Raw genomic sequence first — 19,003 nt, 5'->3', positions numbered from 1 at the left:
CCATCGCAGGCAAGCCTGCTCCAACAGAGTCCGCGCTAGCTGTGGGAGCGGGTCTTGCCCGCGATACAGACGCCGCGATCTCACGGGCACCGCGCCGAGGCCATCGCAGGCAAGCCTGCTCCCACAGGGTAGGAGCCGGGCTTGCCCGCGATACAGGCGCCGCGCACTCACGGGCACCGCGCCGAGGCCATCGCAGGCAAGCCTGCTCCAACAGAGTCCGCGCTAGCTGTGGGAGCGGGTCTTGCCCGCGATACAGACGCCGCGATCTCACGGGCACCGCACCGAGGCCATGCATCCGACCTTACTCCCACGCGTTCCTGGGTGTTATTTGAAGCGCCGCTCTACGCCTTTTTCCACCAGGATCTTCGCGGAGATCTCTTCCACCGAGAAGTGAGTGGAGTTGATGTGCGGAATGTTCTCGCGGCGGAACAGGTTTTCCACTTCACGCACTTCGAATTCGCACTGGGCAAAGCTGGCATAGCGACTGTTGGGCTTGCGCTCGTGGCGGATCGCGGTGAGGCGGTCCGGGTCGATGGTCAGGCCGAACAACTTGTGCTGGTGTTTTTTCAGCGCCGTGGGCAACTGCAGGCGTTCCATGTCGTCTTCGGTCAGCGGGTAGTTGGCTGCGCGGATGCCGAATTGCATGGCCATGTACAGGCAGGTCGGGGTCTTGCCGCAACGGGATACACCCACCAGAATCAAGTCGGCCTTGTCGTAGTAGTGCGTGCGCGCGCCGTCGTCGTTGTCCAGCGCGAAGTTCACCGCCTCGATACGCTCCATGTAGTTGGAGTTGCCACCGATCGAATGGGATTTGCCCACTGAGTAGGAAGAGTGCGCGGTCAGCTCTTGTTCCAGAGGGGAGAGGAAGGTTGAAAAGATATCGATCATGAAGCCATTGGAGGTCGCCAGTACCTCGCGAATGTCTTGATTGACGATGGTGTCGAAGATGATCGGACGCGCCCCGTCGCGTTCTGCGGCAGCATTGATTTGCTGTACCATGGTGTGCGCTTTTTCCACGCTATCAATGTACGGTCGCGTGAATTTATTGAAGGGAATGTTCTCGAACTGCGCTAGTAGGCTTTGTCCCAGGGTCTCGGCGGTGATGCCGGTGCCATCGGAAATAAAGAAAGCAGATCGTTTCATTTGCGCCATGGGCCTTAAGCTGGTGACGAATCTTGGATATGATAGGTTCGGTTTGCCGAACAACCCTTGTCGGCATTCTCACTTATTTTCCAGGTCCAGGCCACAAGCGCCCGGCACGTTCCTAGCGAAATCGCCGGCGTCCTGAGCTTTTCCAATACAGTTAGTGGAGAGATCACCTTGGTAGAGTACGTAGTTTCCCTCGATAAGCTCGGCGTCCATGATGTGGAGCATGTGGGGGGCAAGAACGCATCCCTCGGCGAGATGATCAGTAACCTTGCCGGCGCCGGTGTATCGGTTCCTGGCGGCTTTGCCACTACGGCTCAGGCATACCGTGATTTTCTTGAGCAGAGTGGCCTGAACGAGCGTATCCACGCCGCACTCGACGCGCTGGACGTGGACGACGTCAACGCCCTGGTAAAAACCGGTGCGCAGATTCGTCAGTGGGTGATGGACGCAGAGTTCCCGGCGCGTCTGGATGCCGAAATCCGCACCGCCTTTGCTGAAATGTCCCAGGGCAACCCGAACATGGCCGTCGCCGTGCGTTCCTCGGCCACTGCCGAAGACTTGCCAGACGCCTCGTTCGCGGGTCAGCAGGAGACCTTCCTGAATATTCGTGGCGTGGACAACGTGATCCGCGCCGCCAAGGAGGTATTTGCCTCCCTGTTCAACGACCGTGCCATTGCTTACCGTGTGCACCAGGGCTTCGACCACAAGCTGGTCGCTCTATCGGCTGGCGTGCAGCGCATGGTCCGCTCCGAAACCGGTACCGCCGGTGTGATGTTCACCCTCGACACCGAGTCGGGCTTCCGTGACGTGGTTTTCATCACTGGCGCCTACGGCCTGGGCGAGACCGTGGTGCAAGGCGCGGTGAACCCGGACGAATTTTACGTCCACAAGAACACCCTGCAGGCAGGCCGTCCGGCCATCCTGCGCCGCAACCTGGGCAGCAAGGCAATCAAGATGATCTACGGCGACGAGGCCAAGGCCGGTCGTTCGGTCAAGGTCGTCGATGTTGATCGTGCCGACCGCGCCCGTTTCTGCCTCAGCGATGCCGAAGTCACCGAGCTGGCCAAGCAGGCCATGATCATCGAGCAGCACTACCAGCGCCCGATGGACATCGAGTGGGCCAAGGACGGTGATGACGGCAAGCTGTACATCGTTCAGGCCCGTCCTGAAACGGTGAAGAGCCGTTCCAGTGCCAATGTCATGGAACGCTACCTGCTCAAGGAAACCGGCAAAGTGCTGGTGGAAGGCCGTGCCATCGGTCAGCGCATCGGCGCTGGCAAGGTGCGCGTGATCCACGATATCGCCGAAATGGACAAGGTCCAGCCAGGCGACGTGCTGGTATCGGACATGACCGACCCGGACTGGGAACCGATCATGAAGCGCGCCAGCGCGATCGTTACCAACCGGGGTGGCCGTACTTGCCACGCCGCGATCATTGCGCGTGAGCTGGGCATCCCTGCCGTCGTGGGTTGTGGTAACGCCACCCAGGTGCTCAAAGACGGCCAGGGCGTGACGGTTTCCTGCGCCGAGGGCGACACCGGTTTCATCTTCGAAGGTGAGCTGGGCTTCGATGTGCGTCAGAACTCGGTCGACGCCATGCCTGACCTGCCGTTCAAGATCATGATGAACGTCGGTAACCCTGATCGTGCATTCGACTTCGCCCAGTTGCCCAACGCCGGTGTCGGCCTGGCGCGCCTGGAGTTCATCATCAACCGCATGATCGGCGTGCACCCGAAAGCACTGCTGAACTACGCCGGTTTGCCGCAAGAGCTGAAAGACAGCGTCGACAAGCGTATCGCCGGCTACGATGACCCAGTGGGCTTCTACGTCGAGAAACTGGTCGAAGGCATCAGCACCCTGGCAGCAGCGTTCTGGCCTAAGAAGGTGATCGTGCGCCTGTCGGACTTCAAGTCCAACGAATACGCCAACCTGATCGGCGGCAAGCTCTACGAGCCGGAAGAAGAAAACCCGATGCTGGGCTTCCGTGGCGCCTCGCGTTACATCAGCGAGTCGTTCCGCGACTGCTTCGAGCTCGAGTGCCGTGCGCTCAAGCGTGTGCGCAACGAAATGGGCCTGACCAACGTCGAGATCATGGTACCGTTCGTCCGCACCCTTGGCGAAGCCAGCCAGGTGGTCGACCTGTTGGCCGAAAACGGCCTGGGCCGTGGCGTGAACGGTCTGCGCGTGATCATGATGTGCGAACTGCCATCCAACGCCATCCTGGCCGATGAGTTCCTGGAGTACTTCGATGGTTTCTCCATCGGCTCCAACGACCTGACCCAACTGACCCTGGGCCTGGACCGTGACTCCGGGATCATCGCCCACCTGTTCGATGAGCGTAACCCTGCGGTCAAGAAGCTGTTGGCCAACGCCATCCAGGCGTGCAACAAGGCCGGCAAGTACATCGGTATCTGTGGCCAAGGCCCATCCGACCATCCGGACCTGGCCAAGTGGCTGATGGAACAGGGGATCGAGAGCGTCTCGCTGAACCCTGACTCCGTGCTTGAGACCTGGTTCTTCCTGGCCGAGGGGCAAGGCGCAGCAAACTGATGCGCTGAAATGAAGCGCTCGATCGCCGGAGTTTGGCGTTCGAGCGCTTCCACCGAATTTTTCAGGGCGTGTTCCAGTGATGGTGCTCGCCCTTTTTTGTGCAAGAGATCTATGCAAAGCAGCAGTAGCCTTTTCCCCGTGGCCTTGCTCAGTGCCGAGCGCCGGGGAGACCTGAGCGAAGATGTCTACCGCCTCAAGGCTGGCAACAGCCCTGATCGCACGGTAGAACTGGCGGTGACACGACTGGGCCTGGCTGATCAGGAGCAGGTTCGTGGTGTGCCGGTGATTCTTCTGCACGGCAGTTTTTCCAACCGGCGTTTTTGGTACTCGCCGCGGGGTATCGGCCTGGGTGCCCATCTGGCTCGGGCCGGTTTCGATGTCTGGATGCCAGAAATGCGTGGGCATGGCCTGTCGCCGCGTAACCGCGAGTACCGGCAAAACCGCGTGGCCGACTATGCTCGCTATGACCTGCCGGCGATTGCCGCGTTTGTGCGTGAGCAGGCGGGTCAGGTGCCGCATTGGCTGGGGCACTCCTTGGGAGGGACGACCTTGGCGGCGGCGCTGGGGGGTAGCTGGCTGGGCGCTGAAGAGGTGGCCAGCGCGGCATTCTTTGGCACGCAGGTCAGTCGCATTTACTGGCCGCTGAAGATTCCACCGGTGGAATGGACCTCTCGGCTATTGCTCAAGCGCTTTGTGCATTTGTCCGGTGCCAGGCTGGGGCGTGGCCCAGAGGACGAACCGATCGGCCTGGCGCTGGAAAGCATGCGCTGGCATGGGCTGTTCGGCCGCTTCGGTGACAAGAAGCAGGACTGGTGGGCCGGCCTTGCCGATGTTCAGGTGCCCATACTGGCGGTGGCAGGGGCAGGGGATCACCAGGACCCCGTCTGGGCCTGTCGCAAGCTGTTCGAGCAAATGGGCAGTGAGCACAAGCAGTTCGTAAGGCTGGGCGCGGAGGAGGGTTTTGACAACTTCGGGCATGTCGACATGCTGGTGAGTAAACCGGCTCAAGTGCAAGTCTGGCCTATGGTCGAGCGTTGGTTGCGCGATCCGCTGCTGCCGCTGCTGGGCAGTCGCGAACAGAGCATTTCTCCAGAGCCTGGTTACGGCTAATATGTGACGATTGTCGTCGTTTCGGTCACTTTGTGTTTGAGTTAGGGCTATGTTTGTTGCACTAGAGCGTCTGATCAATCTGCAGGAGGGCTACCGCAAGACCTTTCAGGTGAGTGGTCAGCAGCTGTTGCTGCTGGTGGTCGACAATCAGCCGTTGTTGATTGAGAACCGCTGCCCGCATCAGGGCGCGCCCTTGCACAGTGCGACCCTGGAAGGGAATGTGTTGCGCTGCCAGCGGCACGGCCTCGAATTTCGTTTGCCGTGCGGGCAGCCGGTACAGCAGGCTGCCTGCGCTGGTTTGAAGGTGTTCAACCTCGCCTATGAGGGTGACCGAATCGGCATCGACGTGTAGCCTTGGCCTAAAGCCGGATCGCCATGTCTCGTCAACCGCAAGAAACTGTGAATTCCGACATCCATTGTCTTGGCAAGTGACAGGAGTTTCCCATGCATTACCTTACGCCCGATTTGTGCGACGCCTACCCTGAGCTGGTGCAGGTGCTGGAGCCGATGTTCAGTAACTTCGGTGGCCGTGATTCCTTTGGTGGCGAGATCGTCACCATCAAGTGTTTCGAGGACAACTCCCTGGTCAAGTCGCAGGCCGACCTTGATGGCAAGGGCAAAGTACTGGTGGTTGATGGTGGCGGCTCCCTGCGTTGTGCCCTGCTGGGGGACATGATCGCGGAAAAGGCAGCGAAAAACGGCTGGGAAGGCCTGGTGATTTATGGCTGCATCCGCGATGTCGATGCCATTGCCCAGACCAATATCGGCGTTCAGGCCTTGGCCAGCCACCCGAAGAAGACCGACAAACGTGGCATTGGCGACCTCAATGTGGTCGTGACGTTTGCTGGTGTGACCTTCCGTCCAGGTGAATACATCTACGCCGACAACAACGGTGTGATCGTTTCGCCAAGCCCGTTGAAAATGCCTGAGTAAGTTCTGAAGCCGGTCTGTGGGGTGGGGATGTTCGAGGAAGAAAACGCGCAATGGGGGCTGGTGCATGCCCTGGTGCTGGATGGAAAAGGCGGTGCGCGTTCGATTGCCCGGACTGAGCTGGATGATCTTCAACTGCAGTCCGAGCAAAGCCTCTGGTTGCACTGGGATCGCAGTCACCCGCAGACCCAGACCTGGCTGCGTCGCGACAGCGGCCTGAACGAGTTCGCCTGTGACCTGTTGCTTGAGGAAAACACGCGGCCTCGTTTACTGCCGCTGCCCGATGCACAGATGCTGTTGTTTCTTCGCGGCGTCAATCTCAACCCGGGTGCCGAGCCGGAAGATATGGTTTCGGTACGCATTTTTGCCGAGTCGCAGCGGGTTATTTCCCTGCGTCTGCGGCCGCTGCGCGCGTCCGATGAAGTGTTGCAGCAGTTGGCAGAGGGCCGCGGCCCGAAATCGGCCTCGGAACTGCTGTTGGCGCTGGCCCAGTTGCTGACCGAAAAGGTTCAGGCGCTGGTCAGTGATCTCTCCGAAGAGGTGGACGGCGAGGAAGAGAAGCTGGAAACCGACGAACGGTATGCGCCTGAGCATGGCAGCATGCTGCAGATGCGTCGTCGTGCTGCCGGGCTACGCCGTTTCCTTGCGCCGCAGCGGGAAATCTACGCGCAATTGGCCCGTAACAAGGTGCCGTGGTTCGCCGAAGAAGACGCCGATTACTGGAACGAACTGAACAACAGCCTGATTCGTTACCTCGAAGAGTTGGAGCTGACCCGTGAGCGTGTCGCGCTGGTGCTGGAGAACGAAGACCGGCGTTTGAGCCAGCGGATGAACAGAACCATGTACCGCTTCGGTATCATTACCTGTATTTTCCTGCCCATGAGCTTTCTGACAGGCCTGTTGGGGATCAACGTTGGCGGTATTCCGGGTTCCGAAAGCCCCTACGGCTTTCTGTTCGCCAGTGTCCTGCTGATCGCGTTGGCCCTTGGGCAGTGGTGGTTGTTTCGTCGCTTGCGTTGGGTCTGAGGCGTCACATGATGATGCAGGTGCCCGGTGTGGCCCATGTGACCGATGCCACGGCGGCCTCGTCTTTGACAGATACTGCGCGAGGTGCCTATGCACGATCCGTTTGAAGAATCCCTGCGAGACCTGTTAAAGGCTTCGCCTTCCGGCCGCGAGCGTGACGATGACGCTTGCCTGGGCCGTGTCCTGAAAACCGCCAACCGCCAGGTCGGTGCCGGTGATCTTTTCAGCTTGCTGGGTCGCTGGATCCAGGCGCTGATGATTGCCCTCAATAATGGCTCGGCGCATGTTGCGCCGGTACGCCGCAGTGCTTCTGCCCGTAAAGCTGATAAGGCCGATTGAATATGGAACTAGATCTCTGGACCCAGAGCCTGGTCACCGCCATGACGGCGTTGTGGACCAAAGTGGCGAACTTCATTCCCAATTTGTTCGGTGCCCTGGTGGTGGTGCTGCTTGGCTTCGTCGTCGCCAAGTTGCTCGACACCCTGTTGTCGAAACTGCTGGCCAAGGTTGGCCTGGATCGCCTGATGGCGGGTACCGGGCTGACCAAGATGCTGGGTCGGGTGGGTATCCAGGTGCCGATTTCTACCCTGGTCGGGAAAATCGTCTACTGGTTCGTATTGCTGATTTTCCTGGTTTCTGCAGCTGAATCCCTGGGGCTGGAGCGGGTTTCAGCTACGCTGGACATGCTTGCCCTGTACTTGCCTAAAGTGTTTGGTGCGGCCTTGGTGCTGCTGGCTGGTGTGCTGCTGGCCCAGGTTGCCAATGGCCTGGTGCGCGGTGCGGCAGAAGGCATAGGCCTGGAGTACGCCGCCGGCGTTGGGCGGATCGTTCAGGGGCTGGTGATCATCATCAGTATCTCCGTGGCGATCAGCCAGTTGGAAGTCAAGACTGACCTGCTCAACCACGTGATTGTGATTGGTTTGATAACCGTTGGTCTGGCCGTTGCCTTGGCCATGGGCCTCGGCAGCCGCGAGATTGCCGGGCAGATTCTGGCCGGAATTTACGTGCGTGAACTCTATCAGGTTGGCCAGCAGGTGCGGGTTGGCGAGGTCGAGGGGCAGATCGAGGAGATCGGTACGGTCAAGACGACCCTGCTGACAGATGATGGTGAATTGGTGTCCTTGTCCAATCGGATTCTGCTGGAACAGCGAGTCAGTAGCCGCTGATCGGGCAATTTCTGCTAATGTATGCCGCCGCAAAATGGCCTCGGGCTATTTTGTGGGGCATTTGACCTGACTCTCGGCCAGATCTGTTTTGAATAAAGTTCACTCGCTGTCCATGCGTTACGACCCCCGCGAGCTCACTGATGAGGAGTTGGTGGCGCGTTCGCATGAGGAGCTGTTTCATGTTACCCGCGCCTATGAAGAGCTCATGCGGCGCTACCAGCGTACCCTGTTCAACGTCTGTGCGCGTTATTTGGGGAACGATCGGGACGCCGACGATGTCTGTCAGGAGGTCATGCTCAAGGTGCTGTATGGTCTGAAGAACTTCGAGGGTAAATCCAAGTTCAAGACCTGGCTCTACAGCATCACCTACAACGAGTGCATTACCCAGTACCGCAAAGAGCGACGCAAGCGTCGCTTGATGGATGCCCTGAGTCTTGACCCGGTCGAGGAGGCCTCGGACGACAAGGCCCCGAAACCGGAAGAGAAGGGCGGACTGGACAGATGGCTGGTGCATGTGAACCCGATTGACCGTGAAATTCTGGTGCTACGTTTTGTCGCAGAGCTGGAATTTCAGGAAATCGCCGACATCATGCACATGGGTCTGAGCGCCACGAAAATGCGGTACAAGCGGGCGCTCGACAAGCTACGTGAGAAATTTGCGGGCATCTCCGAAACTTAGTAGCGCGCAAATATCTCTAACGTACCGGCAAGTTCTGCTAAACTTGCCCGCGAGTTGTCCCCCGGATTTGGTGGGACTGCTTAACAATCACCAGATGGGGATTTAACGGATGAAATTGAAAAACACCTTGGGCATTGCCATTGGTTCTCTTGTAGCCGCAACTTCGTTCGGCGCTCTGGCACAAGGCCAAGGCGCAGTCGAGGTGGAAGGTTTCGCCAAGAAAGAGATGTTCGACAGCGCTCGTGACTTCAAAAACAACGGCAACCTGTTCGGCGGCTCGATTGGTTACTTCCTGACCGACGACGTTGAACTGCGTCTGGGTTATGACGAAGTCCACAACGCTCGTGCTGAAGACGGTCGTAACATCAAGGGCTCCAACACTGCCCTGGATGCTCTGTACCACTTCAACAACCCAGGTGACCTGCTGCGTCCTTACGTTTCCGCTGGTTTCTCGGACCAGAGCATCGGCCAGAACGGTCGTAGCGGTCGTAACGGTTCCACCTTCGCCAACCTGGGCGGCGGTGCCAAGCTGTACTTCACTGAAAACTTCTACGCCCGTGCTGGCGTTGAAGCTCAGTACAACATCGACCAGGGCGACACCGAGTGGGCGCCAAGCGTCGGTATCGGTCTGAACTTCGGCGGTAGCTCGAAGAAAGCTGAACCAGCTCCAGCACCTGTTGCTGAAGTCTGCTCCGACAGCGACAACGACGGCGTTTGCGACAACGTCGACAAGTGCCCTGACACCCCAGCCAACGTTACCGTTGACGCTGACGGCTGCCCAGCTGTTGCTGAAGTCGTTCGTGTAGAGCTGGACGTCAAGTTCGACTTCGACAAGTCGGTTGTGAAGCCAAACAGCTACGGCGACATCAAGAACCTGGCTGACTTCATGAAGCAGTACCCACAGACCACCACCACTGTTGAAGGTCACACTGACTCCGTCGGTCCTGACGCTTACAACCAGAAACTGTCCGAGCGTCGCGCTGGCGCCGTCAAGCAGGTTCTGACCCAGCAGTACGGTGTTGAGTCGAGCCGCGTTCAGTCCGTTGGTTACGGTGAGACCCGTCCGGTTGCCGATAACGCTACCGACGCTGGTCGTGCTGTAAACCGTCGCGTAGAAGCGCAGGTTGAAGCTCAAGCCAAGTAATTGGTCTGACGCTTGAAAAGCCCGGCTTAGGCCGGGCTTTTTTTTGCCTGCGATTTAGTGAGCATTTCAAGATTTCAGCAGGTGCAGGAGCAGAATCAGGTTGAGCAGCAGGGACAGCAGCGCCAGGCCGCGCCAGACTTTCAAGGGTTCACGCTCAAGCAGTGGCCGAGGCCGCAGTGTTGACGACTGTTGGTCGCCCTGCTCAAGCTGCAATAGCCATTGTTCGGCCGTTTCATAACGTTGTTGTGGGTCGGCAGCAATGGCCTGGCTCAGGTTGCGTTCCAGCCAGTCGGGCACATCGGGTCGCAAGCGCGCTGCGCTGGTGGGTGTGCCAAAGCGCGGGTGCTGGAAGGCTTCGATCTCGCCATAGGGGTACTGACCGGTCAGCAGGTAGAAGAGCGTTACGCCTGCTGCATAGAGATCTTGTTGTGCGCTGGGTGGGCAGCCCTGGAAGGCTTCTGGAGCGATGAACGAAGGTGTCCCGGGCAAGTCCTCCATAGGTGCCTCGGACAGCCCTTGGCAGTAGGCCAGACCAAAGTCCAGCAGGCGCAGTTGGTCGTCCCCGGCAAGGTGCAGGTTTTCCGGTTTGATATCGCGGTGCAGGATGTTGCGTCGGTGCAGTTGGCCGACCGCCCGCAGCAGTTGGCGGGCGACGTTCTGCCATTTCTCCAATGGCAAGGGGCCTTCGTGCTGGAACAGCTCGGCCAGGGTCTGGCCGTTGTACTCGCGCATCAGGTAGTACAGGTGTTGGCGTTGCCCAGCAGTGTGCACCTCGGGGAAATAGCGTCCGGCAACCCGGCGCAGGAACCATTCCTCCATCAGCAGGCCCTGTTGTGCACCTGGGTCGTCCTGACGTGTGGCTGGCAGGGTTTTCAGCAACCAGTGCTGGTGCTGGTTGTCATGTAAGCGATAGAGCAGTGACTGGCGGCTGTGGGCGAGCAGGCTGTCGACGGTCCAGCCATCGATAACCTGCCCTGGGCGCAGGCTGGGAGGCAACGGCCAGTCTTGCAATTGTGCAAGGCTGTCGCCCAGGTTGGCCGCCCCCGGTTCCTCAATACGCACCAGCAAGGCGCTGGCATTGTCCTGGCTGCCTGCGTGATGGGCGGCACTGACCAGTGTCTGGGCCACCTGGTCCAGGTCTGGCTGCTCGCGCAAATGAGCGGCGATCTGCTGCTCATTCAGGCTGGCCCAGACACCGTCGCTCAATAGCACATAACATTCGCCGGCCTGCAGTTCACCTTCGAGAAAGTCCACCAACAGATGCTCATCCAGGCCGAGGGCGCGTTTGAGTACGTGCTGCATGCCGGGCTGATCCCAGACATGGTCCTGGCTCAGGCGCTGCAATTGACCGGCATGCCAGCGGTAGGCGCGACAGTCGCCGACATGCGCGAGGGTAAAGCGTCGGCCACGTAGCACCAGGGCGGTCAGTGTGGTCAGTAGCGGTTGGCCACCGCCATTGGCCCGCAGCCAGCGGTTTTGGGCGAGTAGCAGGCGCTCCAGCGCCTGAGCGACACCCCAGGTCGCCGGGGTGCTGTAGTAGTCCATGGCCAGGGCCTGCAGGGTGGCCCGTGCGGCCAGGCCGCCGTCGGCACAGTGGCTGACGCCGTCGGCCAGGGCGAACAGGTAGCCCTTGCAGGCTGCCAGCTCGGGGGCGGGGGTCACCAGGCGCAGTGCATCCTGGTTTTCCTCGCGCGGGCCGATGGCGCTGGCCTGGGCAACACTCAATTGCAGGCCCATGGCTACCTCAGACGCGGGCGGCGGTGACCGCCGCCGAGCCCCAGGTGGTGCGCCAGCGGCGTTTAACACCGTGCAGGCCAAACCAGGCCAGTACGCCCAGGCTGGCGAACAACCACAGCCCCAGTTGATAGTCGCCGCTGTGTTGCTTGATTGTCCCCAGGCCGGCTGCCAGAAGGAAACCGCCGATGCCTCCGGCCATGCCGATCAACCCGGTCATTACCCCGATTTCCTGACGAAAGCGCTGCGGAACCAACTGGAACACGGCACCGTTCCCCGCACCCAGGCCCAGCATGGCGCTGACGAACAACGCCAGTGCGGCCACGGCGCTGGGCAGGTTGAAGCCGACCGCGGCGATGCAGATGGCTGCCAGGCTGTACATGGCCAGCAGTGTGCGGATGCCACCGAAGCGGTCAGCCAGTGCGCCGCCAATCGGGCGCATCAGGCTGCCACCGAAGACGCAAGCCGCGGTGTAGTAACCGGCGGTGACGGGGTCCAGATGGTACTGGTCGTTGAAGTAGCCGGGCAGGGCACTGGCCAGGCCGATAAAGCCGCCGAAGGTGACGCTGTAGAAGAACATGAACCACCAACTGTCACGATCACCGAGGGCTTTGAGGTAATCCGCTACGGCTTTGGGTTTCGCGCGCTGCGGGGCGTTGCGCGCCAGCAGGGTGAACAGTGCCAGGGTCAGGATCAGCGGTATCAGGGCGAAACCAAAGACGTTGCTCCAGCCAAAGCCGGCGGCCAGCACCGGAGCCAAGAGGGCGGCAAACACGGTGCCGGAGTTTCCTGCACCGGCAATGCCCATGGCCTTGCCCTGATGTTGGGCCGGGTACCACTGTGAAGCCAGCGGCAGGGAGACAGCAAAGGAGGCGCCGGCCACACCGAGGAAAACCCCAAGCAGCAGCGCCTGTTCATAGCTGTGAATCCCCAGGCGCCAGGCGCAGAACAGTGCGGTGATGACAATCACCTGGCCGATCAGTCCGGCGGTTTTCGGCGACAATCGGTCAACCAGCACGCCCATGATGAAGCGCAGGATGGCACCCGACAGAATCGGTGTCGCCACCATCAGGCCGCGTTGTTGGGTGGTCAACTGCAAGTCGCTGGCGATTTGCACGGCCAGCGGGCCCAGCAGGTACCAGACCATGAAGCTCAGGTCGAAATACAGGAAGGCGGCAAACAGGGTTGGGATATGGCCGGATTTCCAGAAGCTCGTATTCATCGAACACCTCGGTCAGCATTGCAACGGAAGTCGTACCCCGGAGGGCGAAACGAAAAAAACGCCGCTGCCCGACCAGCCTGAGCTGGAGGGCGAGCGACGTCTTTGTCGGAAATGTGTGGCAACCGCCGTTGGCTACCTGTGACTACGAATTAGCAAGAGCCGGGCCAGAATGGCGATCAGCCAAGCAAGTCGTTCATGGCAATGACCTGCTCGGCAACCTGAATCAGTTTCTGTTGCTTGCTCATGGCCTGGCGCCGCATCAAGGTGTAGGCCTCTTCTTCGTTGCAATGCTTCATCTTCATCAATAAGCCCTTGGCCAGTTCGATGCGCTTGCGTTCTGCCAGTTGCTGGTCGCGCGCCTGCAGCTGCGCACGTAGGGCCTGGTCGCTCTCAAAGCGGGCCATGGCCACCTCGAGAATCGGTTGCAGGCGGCTGGCCTGAATACCTTCGACGATGTATGCGCTGACGCCGGCATGGATGGCCTGACGCATGATTTTCGGGTCGTGTTCGTCGGTAAACATCACGATCGGTCGGGCAAGATCACGGTTGACCAATACCACCTGTTCCATCACGTCGCGGCCCGGTGACTCGGTATCGATCAGAATGACGTCCGGGCGCACCGTTTCGACGCGCAACGGCAGGTCGATGGTCAGCCCGGATTCTTCAATAACCTCGAACCCGCTTTCGATCAGCGCAGCTTTAAGTCGGCCGACTTTTTTCTCGGTGTCGTCGATCAGCAGGATACGCAGCATGGGCGCCTTTCCTCTCAGTACTGGGTGCGCGCCACAGGCGCGTCGGCCAGGGCGTGCAGGCGAAAGCTGCGGGCGTATCCATACGGGTCGGTGCCGTCCCAGCGCGTTCCATCGATCAGTTGGCTGCTGCGCATGGCCGATTCCGGGCAAGGCACGCTTAATGCGCCAGCAGCTTCGCGGTACAGCGTCAACTGATGAATGCGCTGGGCAACCGCCAGGTAGTCCGGGTCGTCACGTAACAATCCCCAGCGGCGGAACTGGGTCATGAACCACATGCCGTCTGACAGGTAGGGCAGGTTGACGCGGCCGTTATCGTGCAGGCGCAAGGCATGCGGGTCGTGCCAGTGGTTGCCGAGGCCATCGTGGTAGTCGCCCAGCAGGCGCGGTTCAATGTGGCTGACCGGGGTGTCGAGGTAACTGCGGCCGCTGAGCAGTTGCGCGGTGCTGCGGCGGTTTTCAGGGCTCTGTTCGATGAACCGGCTGGCAGCCAACACCGCCATCACCAGTGCCCGCGCGGTGTTCGGGTAGCGCTCGACGAAGGCGAGCGTGCAACCGAGCACTTTCTCCGGGTGGTCTGGCCAGATCGACTGGCTGGTTGCCAGGGTGAAGCCCAACCCTTGTTCAACAGTGCTGGCTGCCCAGGGCTCGCCCACACAAAACCCGTCGATCCGGCCGGCCTGCAGGTGCGCGGGCATTTGCATTGGCGGGATCACCACGCTGTTGACGTCTTCCAGTGGGTGAATACCCTGGCTGGCGAGCCAGTAGTACAGCCACATGGCGTGGGTGCCGGTCGGGAAGGTCTGGGCGAAGGTCAGTTTTGTCTGGTTTTGGTGCGCGTGATGCTCCAATGCTTCAGGATCGGTCACGCCCAGGTTTTGCAGGGCCTTGGACAGGTTGATGCTCTGCCCGTTCTGATTGAGCCCCATCAGCACTGCCATGTCGGTGGTGGTGCCGCCCCCGATGCCCAGGTGCACGGCATAGATAAGGCCGTACAGGCTGTGAGCGGCATCCAGTTCGCCGCTGACCAGCTTGTCGCGCAGGTTGGCCCATGAGCTTTGGCGCTTGAGGTTGAGGGTAAGGCCGTAGGGCTGGGCAAACCCCTGGGTGGCGGCCACGACCAGTGGGGCGCAGTCGGTCAGGGCCATGAAGCCGATATCCAGGCTGTGCTTTTCAGGCGCATCGCTGCCATTGACCCAGGCCAGTGGGTTTGCCGGGAGAGTAGTGTTCACGTGATGTTGACCGCTCTGTCGTTCTTGCCTGCCCGAATGCAGACAGGTTTCGTGGAGGTGACAAAGCAACCCATATGCCAGGCCGGGGTCGTGGCGCTGTCCTCTGGCCTGTGCCGCCGCTATAATCGCGCTTTTATTTCCGTCGAGCTAAGCCCGCCCATGTATAACCTGGCCCGCCAGCTGCTGTTCAAGCTTTCCCCGGAAACCTCCCACGACCTGTCCCTGGACCTGATCGGTGCCGGTGGTCGTCTGGGTATCAACGGTTTGCTGACCAAGGCGCCGGCCCGTTTGCCGGTGACCGTGATGGGGCTGTCGTTCGATAACCCAGTCGGCCTTGCCGCTGGCCTGGACAAGAATGGCGCGGCCATCGACGGTTTCGCTCAGTTGGGCTTTGGTTTCGTCGAGATCGGTACCGTCACCCCGCGGCCGCAGCCGGGTAATCCCAAGCCACGCCTGTTCCGCTTGCCTGAAGCCCAGGCAATCATCAACCGCATGGGTTTCAACAACCTCGGTGTCGACCACCTGCTTGCCCGTGTGCAGGCCGCCAAATACCGCGGGGTGCTCGGCATCAATATCGGCAAGAACTTCGATACGCCGGTCGAGCGTGCAGTGGATGACTACCTGATCTGCTTGGACAAGGTCTACAGCCATGCCAGCTATGTGACGGTCAACGTCAGCTCGCCGAATACGCCCGGCCTGCGCACCCTGCAGTTCGGTGACTCGCTCAAGCAGTTGCTTGAAGCCCTGGCCGAGCGTCGTGAGCAACTGGTGACGCAGCACGGCAAGCGTGTGCCGCTGGCCATCAAGATTGCGCCGGACATGAGCGACGAAGAAACTGCGCTGGTGGCTGCAACGTTGCTGGAGTCGGGCATGGATGCGGTGATCGCAACCAACACCACCCTCAGTCGCGAAGGGGTCGAAGGCTTGCCGCATGCTGACGAGGCGGGCGGTCTTTCGGGCGCTCCGGTGTTGGCGAAGAGTACCCATACGGTGAAGATTCTTGCCGGTGAGCTGGCCGGTAAAATGCCGATCATCGCCGCAGGTGGTATTACCGAGGGGCGGCATGCAGCAGAAAAAATCGCTGCTGGCGCCAGCCTGGTACAGATTTACTCGGGCTTCATCTATAAGGGGCCTGCGCTGATTCGCGAAGCAGTAGACGCGATTGCCGCGTTACCAGGCCGCTGAACCGCAGGCATAAAAAAGGGCCCCGTCAGGGGCCCTTGGGCCTTAGCCCGCCGCCCGGATAGGGCTGGCATGGTTAATCGAATTCGATCCTCGTTCAGCCAACGGCGTGAAGTTCGTTGAGTCTGTGGATACCCGCAGTGCCGGTCATACCGTCCCAGTTGTCGCCACGTCCTTCACGCCAGCCGTTGATCCAGGCTTGGCGCACCGACGGTAGAGTAAAAGGGCAAAGCTCGCGGGATTTGCCGGTGACCCCATATTGGTAGCCACGTGAAAAAGCTCGTTCCAACGGATCACGCTTAAGTCTTCTCATAGGGTGTTGCCCTCACTTGTTGACTGTAATGTCCCGTCGGCCTCGTCTGAGGCCGGGCAGAATCGTTCTGCCGGTGTGCGCTCGCTGCCGGCGTGGCGAGCAGTAAGTGTTGCCCCGTTGCGGTGACAACATAGTTTGATTTCTAACCAATGCACGACACACTGTGAATGATCGATTTGTCATAAGGACGTAACCTTTCATAGGGTCACAAGGATAAGTAAAAAATTGCTACTGCGATGGATTCTCGGAAAAGGCCGCTATCATCAGGCTTTGCCCGTAGATGACGTCAGTTGGCCAGTGCTGAAGGTCACCTTCAGTTGAACCAGGAAAACGACGAAGGGTCATCACGATTCTTTTGTAACGGATATTTTCACTCTGCCCGGTGATCAGTGCTGCGTTGCCGCATGCACGGGTCTGTTCTTCCGGGTGGTCCGGTACCCCGCTCGGGTACCACTCGAATGCTTGATGGAAGGGCATTCGATCAAACATCGAAAGGGCGATGCGCTTGCCCTTTCACTTATTGCTCAAGGCTTGGAAAACTCATGTCGGACCGTTTCGAACTTTACCTAACCTGCCCCAAGGGCCTGGAAGGCCTGCTAGCCGAGGAGGCGCGCGGGCTTGGCCTTGAAGAGGTGCGCGAGCACACTTCCGCCATTCGCGGCGTGGCCGACATGGAAACCGCCTATCGCCTGTGCCTCTGGTCGCGCCTGGGTAACCGCGTGCTGTTGGTGCTCAAGCGCTTCTCGATGAAGAACGCCGACGACCTGTACTACGGCGTGCATGACGTCGAGTGGGCCGATCATCTGGATGCCGCCGGGACACTGGCCGTTGAGTTCAGCGGTCACGGCTCGGGTATCGACAATACTCACTTCGGTGCCCTCAAGGTCAAGGACGCCATCGTCGACAAGCTGCGCACTTCAAGTGGTGAGCGCCCATCGGTCGACAAGCTCAACCCGGACCTGCGTGTTCACCTGCGCCTGGACCGCGGTGAAGCGATTCTGTCGCTGGACCTGTCCGGGCACAGCCTGCACCAGCGTGGTTATCGTTTGCAGCAAGGCGCTGCGCCGCTGAAGGAAAACCTTGCCGCTGCGGTGTTGATCCGTGCCGGTTGGCCGCGCATTGCCGCCGAAGGTGGTGCGCTGGCTGACCCTATGTGTGGTGTTGGTACCTTTTTGGTCGAAGCGGCAATGATCGCTGCCGACATCGCCCCGAACCTCAAGCGCGAGCGCTGGGGTTTCAGTGCCTGGCTGGGCCACGTCCCGGCGCTGTGGCGCAAGCTGCATGACGAAGCCCTGGCGCGTGCCGAGGCTGGCCTGGCGCGACCACCGCTGTGGATTCGTGGCTATGAAGCCGATCCGCGACTGATTCAGCCGGGGCGCAATAACGTCGAGCGCGCAGGGCTGAGCGATTGGGTGAAGATTTATCAGGGCGAGGTGGGTTCGTTCGAGCCGCGTCCAGACCAGAATCAGAAAGGCCTGGTCATCTGTAACCCGCCTTACGGCGAGCGTCTGGGTGATGAAGCCAGCCTGCTCTACCTTTACCAGAACCTGGGCGAGCGCCTGCGTCAGGCCTGCCTGAACTGGGAGGCGGCGGTGTTCACCGGTGCGCCGGATCTGGGCAAGCGCATGGGCATTCGCAGCCACAAGCAGTATGCCTTCTGGAACGGCGCGTTGCCGTGCAAGCTGCTGCTGATCAAGGTGCAACCGGATCAGTTCGTCACGGGTGAGCGTCGTCAGCCTGAGCGCGATGGCAACGACACCGCGCAACCGACCGCCGCATCGGCCAGCGAACCTGCACGCCTGAGTGAAGGCGGACAGATGTTCGCCAACCGCCTGCAGAAGAACCTCAAGCAACTGGGCAAGTGGGCCAAGCGCGAGAACATCAGTTGCTACCGCCTTTATGATGCTGACATGCCGGAGTACGCACTGGCCATCGATCTTTATCAGGATTGGGTGCATGTGCAGGAGTACGCGGCACCCCGTTCGATCGATCCGGAAAAGGCGCAGGCGCGTTTGTTCGACGCCTTGGCGGCCATTCCTCAAGCCCTCGGTATCGATCAGAGCCGTGTGGTGGTCAAGCGCCGCGAGCGGCAGTCCGGTACTCGCCAGTACGAACGGCAAAACACTCAGGGGCAGTTCACTGAAGTCAATGAAGGCGGGGTGAAGCTGCTGGTCAACCTGACTGACTACCTGGACACCGGCCTGTTCCTCGACCATCGCCCGATGCGGATGCGCATCCAGCGTGAAGCAGCCGGCAAGCGTTTCCTCAACCTGTTCTGCTACACCGCTACGGCCAGCGTGCATGCGGCCAAGGGCGGTGCGCGCAGCACCATGAGTGTCGACCTGTCTCGCACCTATCTGGATTGGGCGCGGCGCAATTTCTCGCTCAACGGTTTCTCGGACAAGAACCGCCTGGAGCAGGGTGATGTGATGGCCTGGCTGCAGGCGTGTCGCGACGAGTACGATCTGATCTTCATCGACCCGCCGACCTTCTCCAACTCCAAGCGGATGGAAGGTGTATTCGACGTTCAGCGTGACCATGTCGAGCTGCTGGACCTGGCGGTTGCACGGCTGGCGCCGGGCGGTGTGTTGTACTTCTCGAACAACTTCCGCAAGTTCCAGCTGGATGAGCGTCTGAGCGAGCGTTATGCCGTAGAGGAAATCAGCGCCCAGACACTGGATCCGGACTTTGCACGCAACAGCAAGATCCACCGTGCCTGGAAGATTCAGGCGCGCTGAGTCCGTTTGATGTGGGGTGCTCAACGCCGTGGTTATCAAGCCTCGGTGAGGGTGCCCCAAAACCGCCGAAGGCTGTCCA

The 19,003-nt window shown here is 60.2% G+C and carries 18 protein-coding genes; 11 read left to right on the top strand and 7 right to left on the bottom strand.

Annotated elements, in window-relative coordinates; genetic code table 11:
• Positions 1-324 precede the first annotated feature (324 nt).
• The gene (gene ppsR / locus UIA24_RS12275; RefSeq protein WP_065758614.1) at positions 325-1,143 is read right to left on the bottom strand and encodes a posphoenolpyruvate synthetase regulatory kinase/phosphorylase PpsR; all 819 of its coding nucleotides are present in this window, start codon (positions 1,141-1,143) and stop codon (positions 325-327) included.
• A 177-nt stretch (positions 1,144-1,320) separates the two neighbouring features.
• Here ppsR and ppsA point away from each other — a divergent pair, with 177 nt between their 5' ends.
• The 9 genes from ppsA (at position 1,321) to UIA24_RS12230 (ending at position 9,754) form a co-directional block, all read left to right on the top strand.
• On the top strand, positions 1,321-3,699 hold the full coding sequence (gene ppsA, locus UIA24_RS12270; RefSeq protein ID WP_065758602.1) for a phosphoenolpyruvate synthase: 2,379 nt from the start codon (positions 1,321-1,323) through the stop codon (positions 3,697-3,699).
• Positions 3,700-3,810: 111 nt separating this feature from the next.
• Complete coding sequence (locus tag UIA24_RS12265; protein WP_330522951.1) at positions 3,811-4,809, top strand: alpha/beta fold hydrolase; 999 nt, start codon at positions 3,811-3,813, stop codon at positions 4,807-4,809.
• Positions 4,810-4,858: 49 nt separating this feature from the next.
• The gene (locus UIA24_RS12260; RefSeq protein ID WP_330522950.1) at positions 4,859-5,161 is read left to right on the top strand and encodes a Rieske (2Fe-2S) protein; all 303 of its coding nucleotides are present in this window, start codon (positions 4,859-4,861) and stop codon (positions 5,159-5,161) included.
• A 92-nt stretch (positions 5,162-5,253) separates the two neighbouring features.
• Positions 5,254-5,742 carry a ribonuclease E activity regulator RraA gene (gene rraA / locus UIA24_RS12255; RefSeq protein WP_065758605.1) on the top strand — a complete coding sequence of 163 codons (489 nt, stop codon included), beginning with the start codon at positions 5,254-5,256 and terminating at the stop codon, positions 5,740-5,742.
• Positions 5,743-5,769: 27 nt separating this feature from the next.
• Positions 5,770-6,765, top strand: a complete 996-nt coding sequence (locus tag UIA24_RS12250) for a zinc transporter ZntB (protein ID WP_330522949.1) — start codon at positions 5,770-5,772, stop codon at positions 6,763-6,765.
• 84 nt (positions 6,766-6,849) lie between these two features.
• Complete coding sequence (locus tag UIA24_RS12245) at positions 6,850-7,104, top strand: CrfX protein (RefSeq protein WP_176717402.1); 255 nt, start codon at positions 6,850-6,852, stop codon at positions 7,102-7,104.
• 2 nt (positions 7,105-7,106) lie between these two features.
• Positions 7,107-7,931 (top strand): mechanosensitive ion channel family protein, encoded by an 825-nt coding sequence (locus UIA24_RS12240; RefSeq protein ID WP_099775423.1) that lies wholly within the window; start codon positions 7,107-7,109, stop codon positions 7,929-7,931.
• Positions 7,932-8,019: 88 nt separating this feature from the next.
• Positions 8,020-8,610: an RNA polymerase sigma factor SigX gene (gene sigX / locus UIA24_RS12235; RefSeq protein WP_176717403.1), complete on the top strand. Its 591-nt coding sequence runs from the start codon at positions 8,020-8,022 to the stop codon at positions 8,608-8,610.
• 109 nt (positions 8,611-8,719) lie between these two features.
• Positions 8,720-9,754: an OmpA family protein gene (locus UIA24_RS12230; RefSeq protein ID WP_102051809.1), complete on the top strand. Its 1,035-nt coding sequence runs from the start codon at positions 8,720-8,722 to the stop codon at positions 9,752-9,754.
• Between the two features lie 66 nt (positions 9,755-9,820).
• On the opposite strand, the gene UIA24_RS12225 is transcribed toward UIA24_RS12230, so the two are convergent.
• From UIA24_RS12225 to UIA24_RS12210, 4 genes are all read right to left on the bottom strand, one after another.
• Positions 9,821-11,491 carry a bifunctional protein-serine/threonine kinase/phosphatase gene (locus UIA24_RS12225; RefSeq protein ID WP_330522948.1) on the bottom strand — a complete coding sequence of 557 codons (1,671 nt, stop codon included), beginning with the start codon at positions 11,489-11,491 and terminating at the stop codon, positions 9,821-9,823.
• 7 nt (positions 11,492-11,498) lie between these two features.
• Positions 11,499-12,710, bottom strand: a complete 1,212-nt coding sequence (locus UIA24_RS12220; protein WP_330522947.1) for a nitrate/nitrite transporter — start codon at positions 12,708-12,710, stop codon at positions 11,499-11,501.
• A gap of 176 nt (positions 12,711-12,886) precedes the next feature.
• On the bottom strand, positions 12,887-13,462 hold the full coding sequence (locus UIA24_RS12215) for an ANTAR domain-containing response regulator (protein ID WP_330522946.1): 576 nt from the start codon (positions 13,460-13,462) through the stop codon (positions 12,887-12,889).
• A 14-nt stretch (positions 13,463-13,476) separates the two neighbouring features.
• A complete protein-coding gene (locus tag UIA24_RS12210) occupies positions 13,477-14,691 on the bottom strand; it encodes a CmpA/NrtA family ABC transporter substrate-binding protein (protein ID WP_330522945.1) in 1,215 nt (404 codons plus the stop codon).
• A gap of 159 nt (positions 14,692-14,850) precedes the next feature.
• On the opposite strand from UIA24_RS12210, the gene UIA24_RS12205 reads away from it, so the two are divergent.
• The gene (locus UIA24_RS12205; RefSeq protein WP_330522944.1) at positions 14,851-15,876 is read left to right on the top strand and encodes a quinone-dependent dihydroorotate dehydrogenase; all 1,026 of its coding nucleotides are present in this window, start codon (positions 14,851-14,853) and stop codon (positions 15,874-15,876) included.
• Between the two features lie 94 nt (positions 15,877-15,970).
• Here UIA24_RS12205 and rmf read toward each other — a convergent pair whose 3' ends face one another.
• Complete coding sequence (rmf, locus tag UIA24_RS12200) at positions 15,971-16,186, bottom strand: ribosome modulation factor (protein WP_010223328.1); 216 nt, start codon at positions 16,184-16,186, stop codon at positions 15,971-15,973.
• A 228-nt stretch (positions 16,187-16,414) separates the two neighbouring features.
• On the bottom strand, positions 16,415-16,663 hold the full coding sequence (locus UIA24_RS12195; protein ID WP_330522943.1) for a hypothetical protein: 249 nt from the start codon (positions 16,661-16,663) through the stop codon (positions 16,415-16,417).
• Between the two features lie 65 nt (positions 16,664-16,728).
• Between UIA24_RS12195 and rlmKL the strand changes: the two genes are divergently transcribed.
• Complete coding sequence (rlmKL, locus tag UIA24_RS12190) at positions 16,729-18,924, top strand: bifunctional 23S rRNA (guanine(2069)-N(7))-methyltransferase RlmK/23S rRNA (guanine(2445)-N(2))-methyltransferase RlmL (RefSeq protein ID WP_330522942.1); 2,196 nt, start codon at positions 16,729-16,731, stop codon at positions 18,922-18,924.
• The last annotated feature ends 79 nt before the right edge of the window (positions 18,925-19,003 follow it).

Origin of the sequence: Pseudomonas sp. AL 58 (genome assembly GCF_036348395.1) — a bacterium.
Taxonomy (GTDB): domain Bacteria; phylum Pseudomonadota; class Gammaproteobacteria; order Pseudomonadales; family Pseudomonadaceae; genus Aquipseudomonas; species Aquipseudomonas defluvii.
Note: the sequence above shows the minus strand (reverse complement) of the source record. Positions and strands in the feature narration are given on the sequence as shown.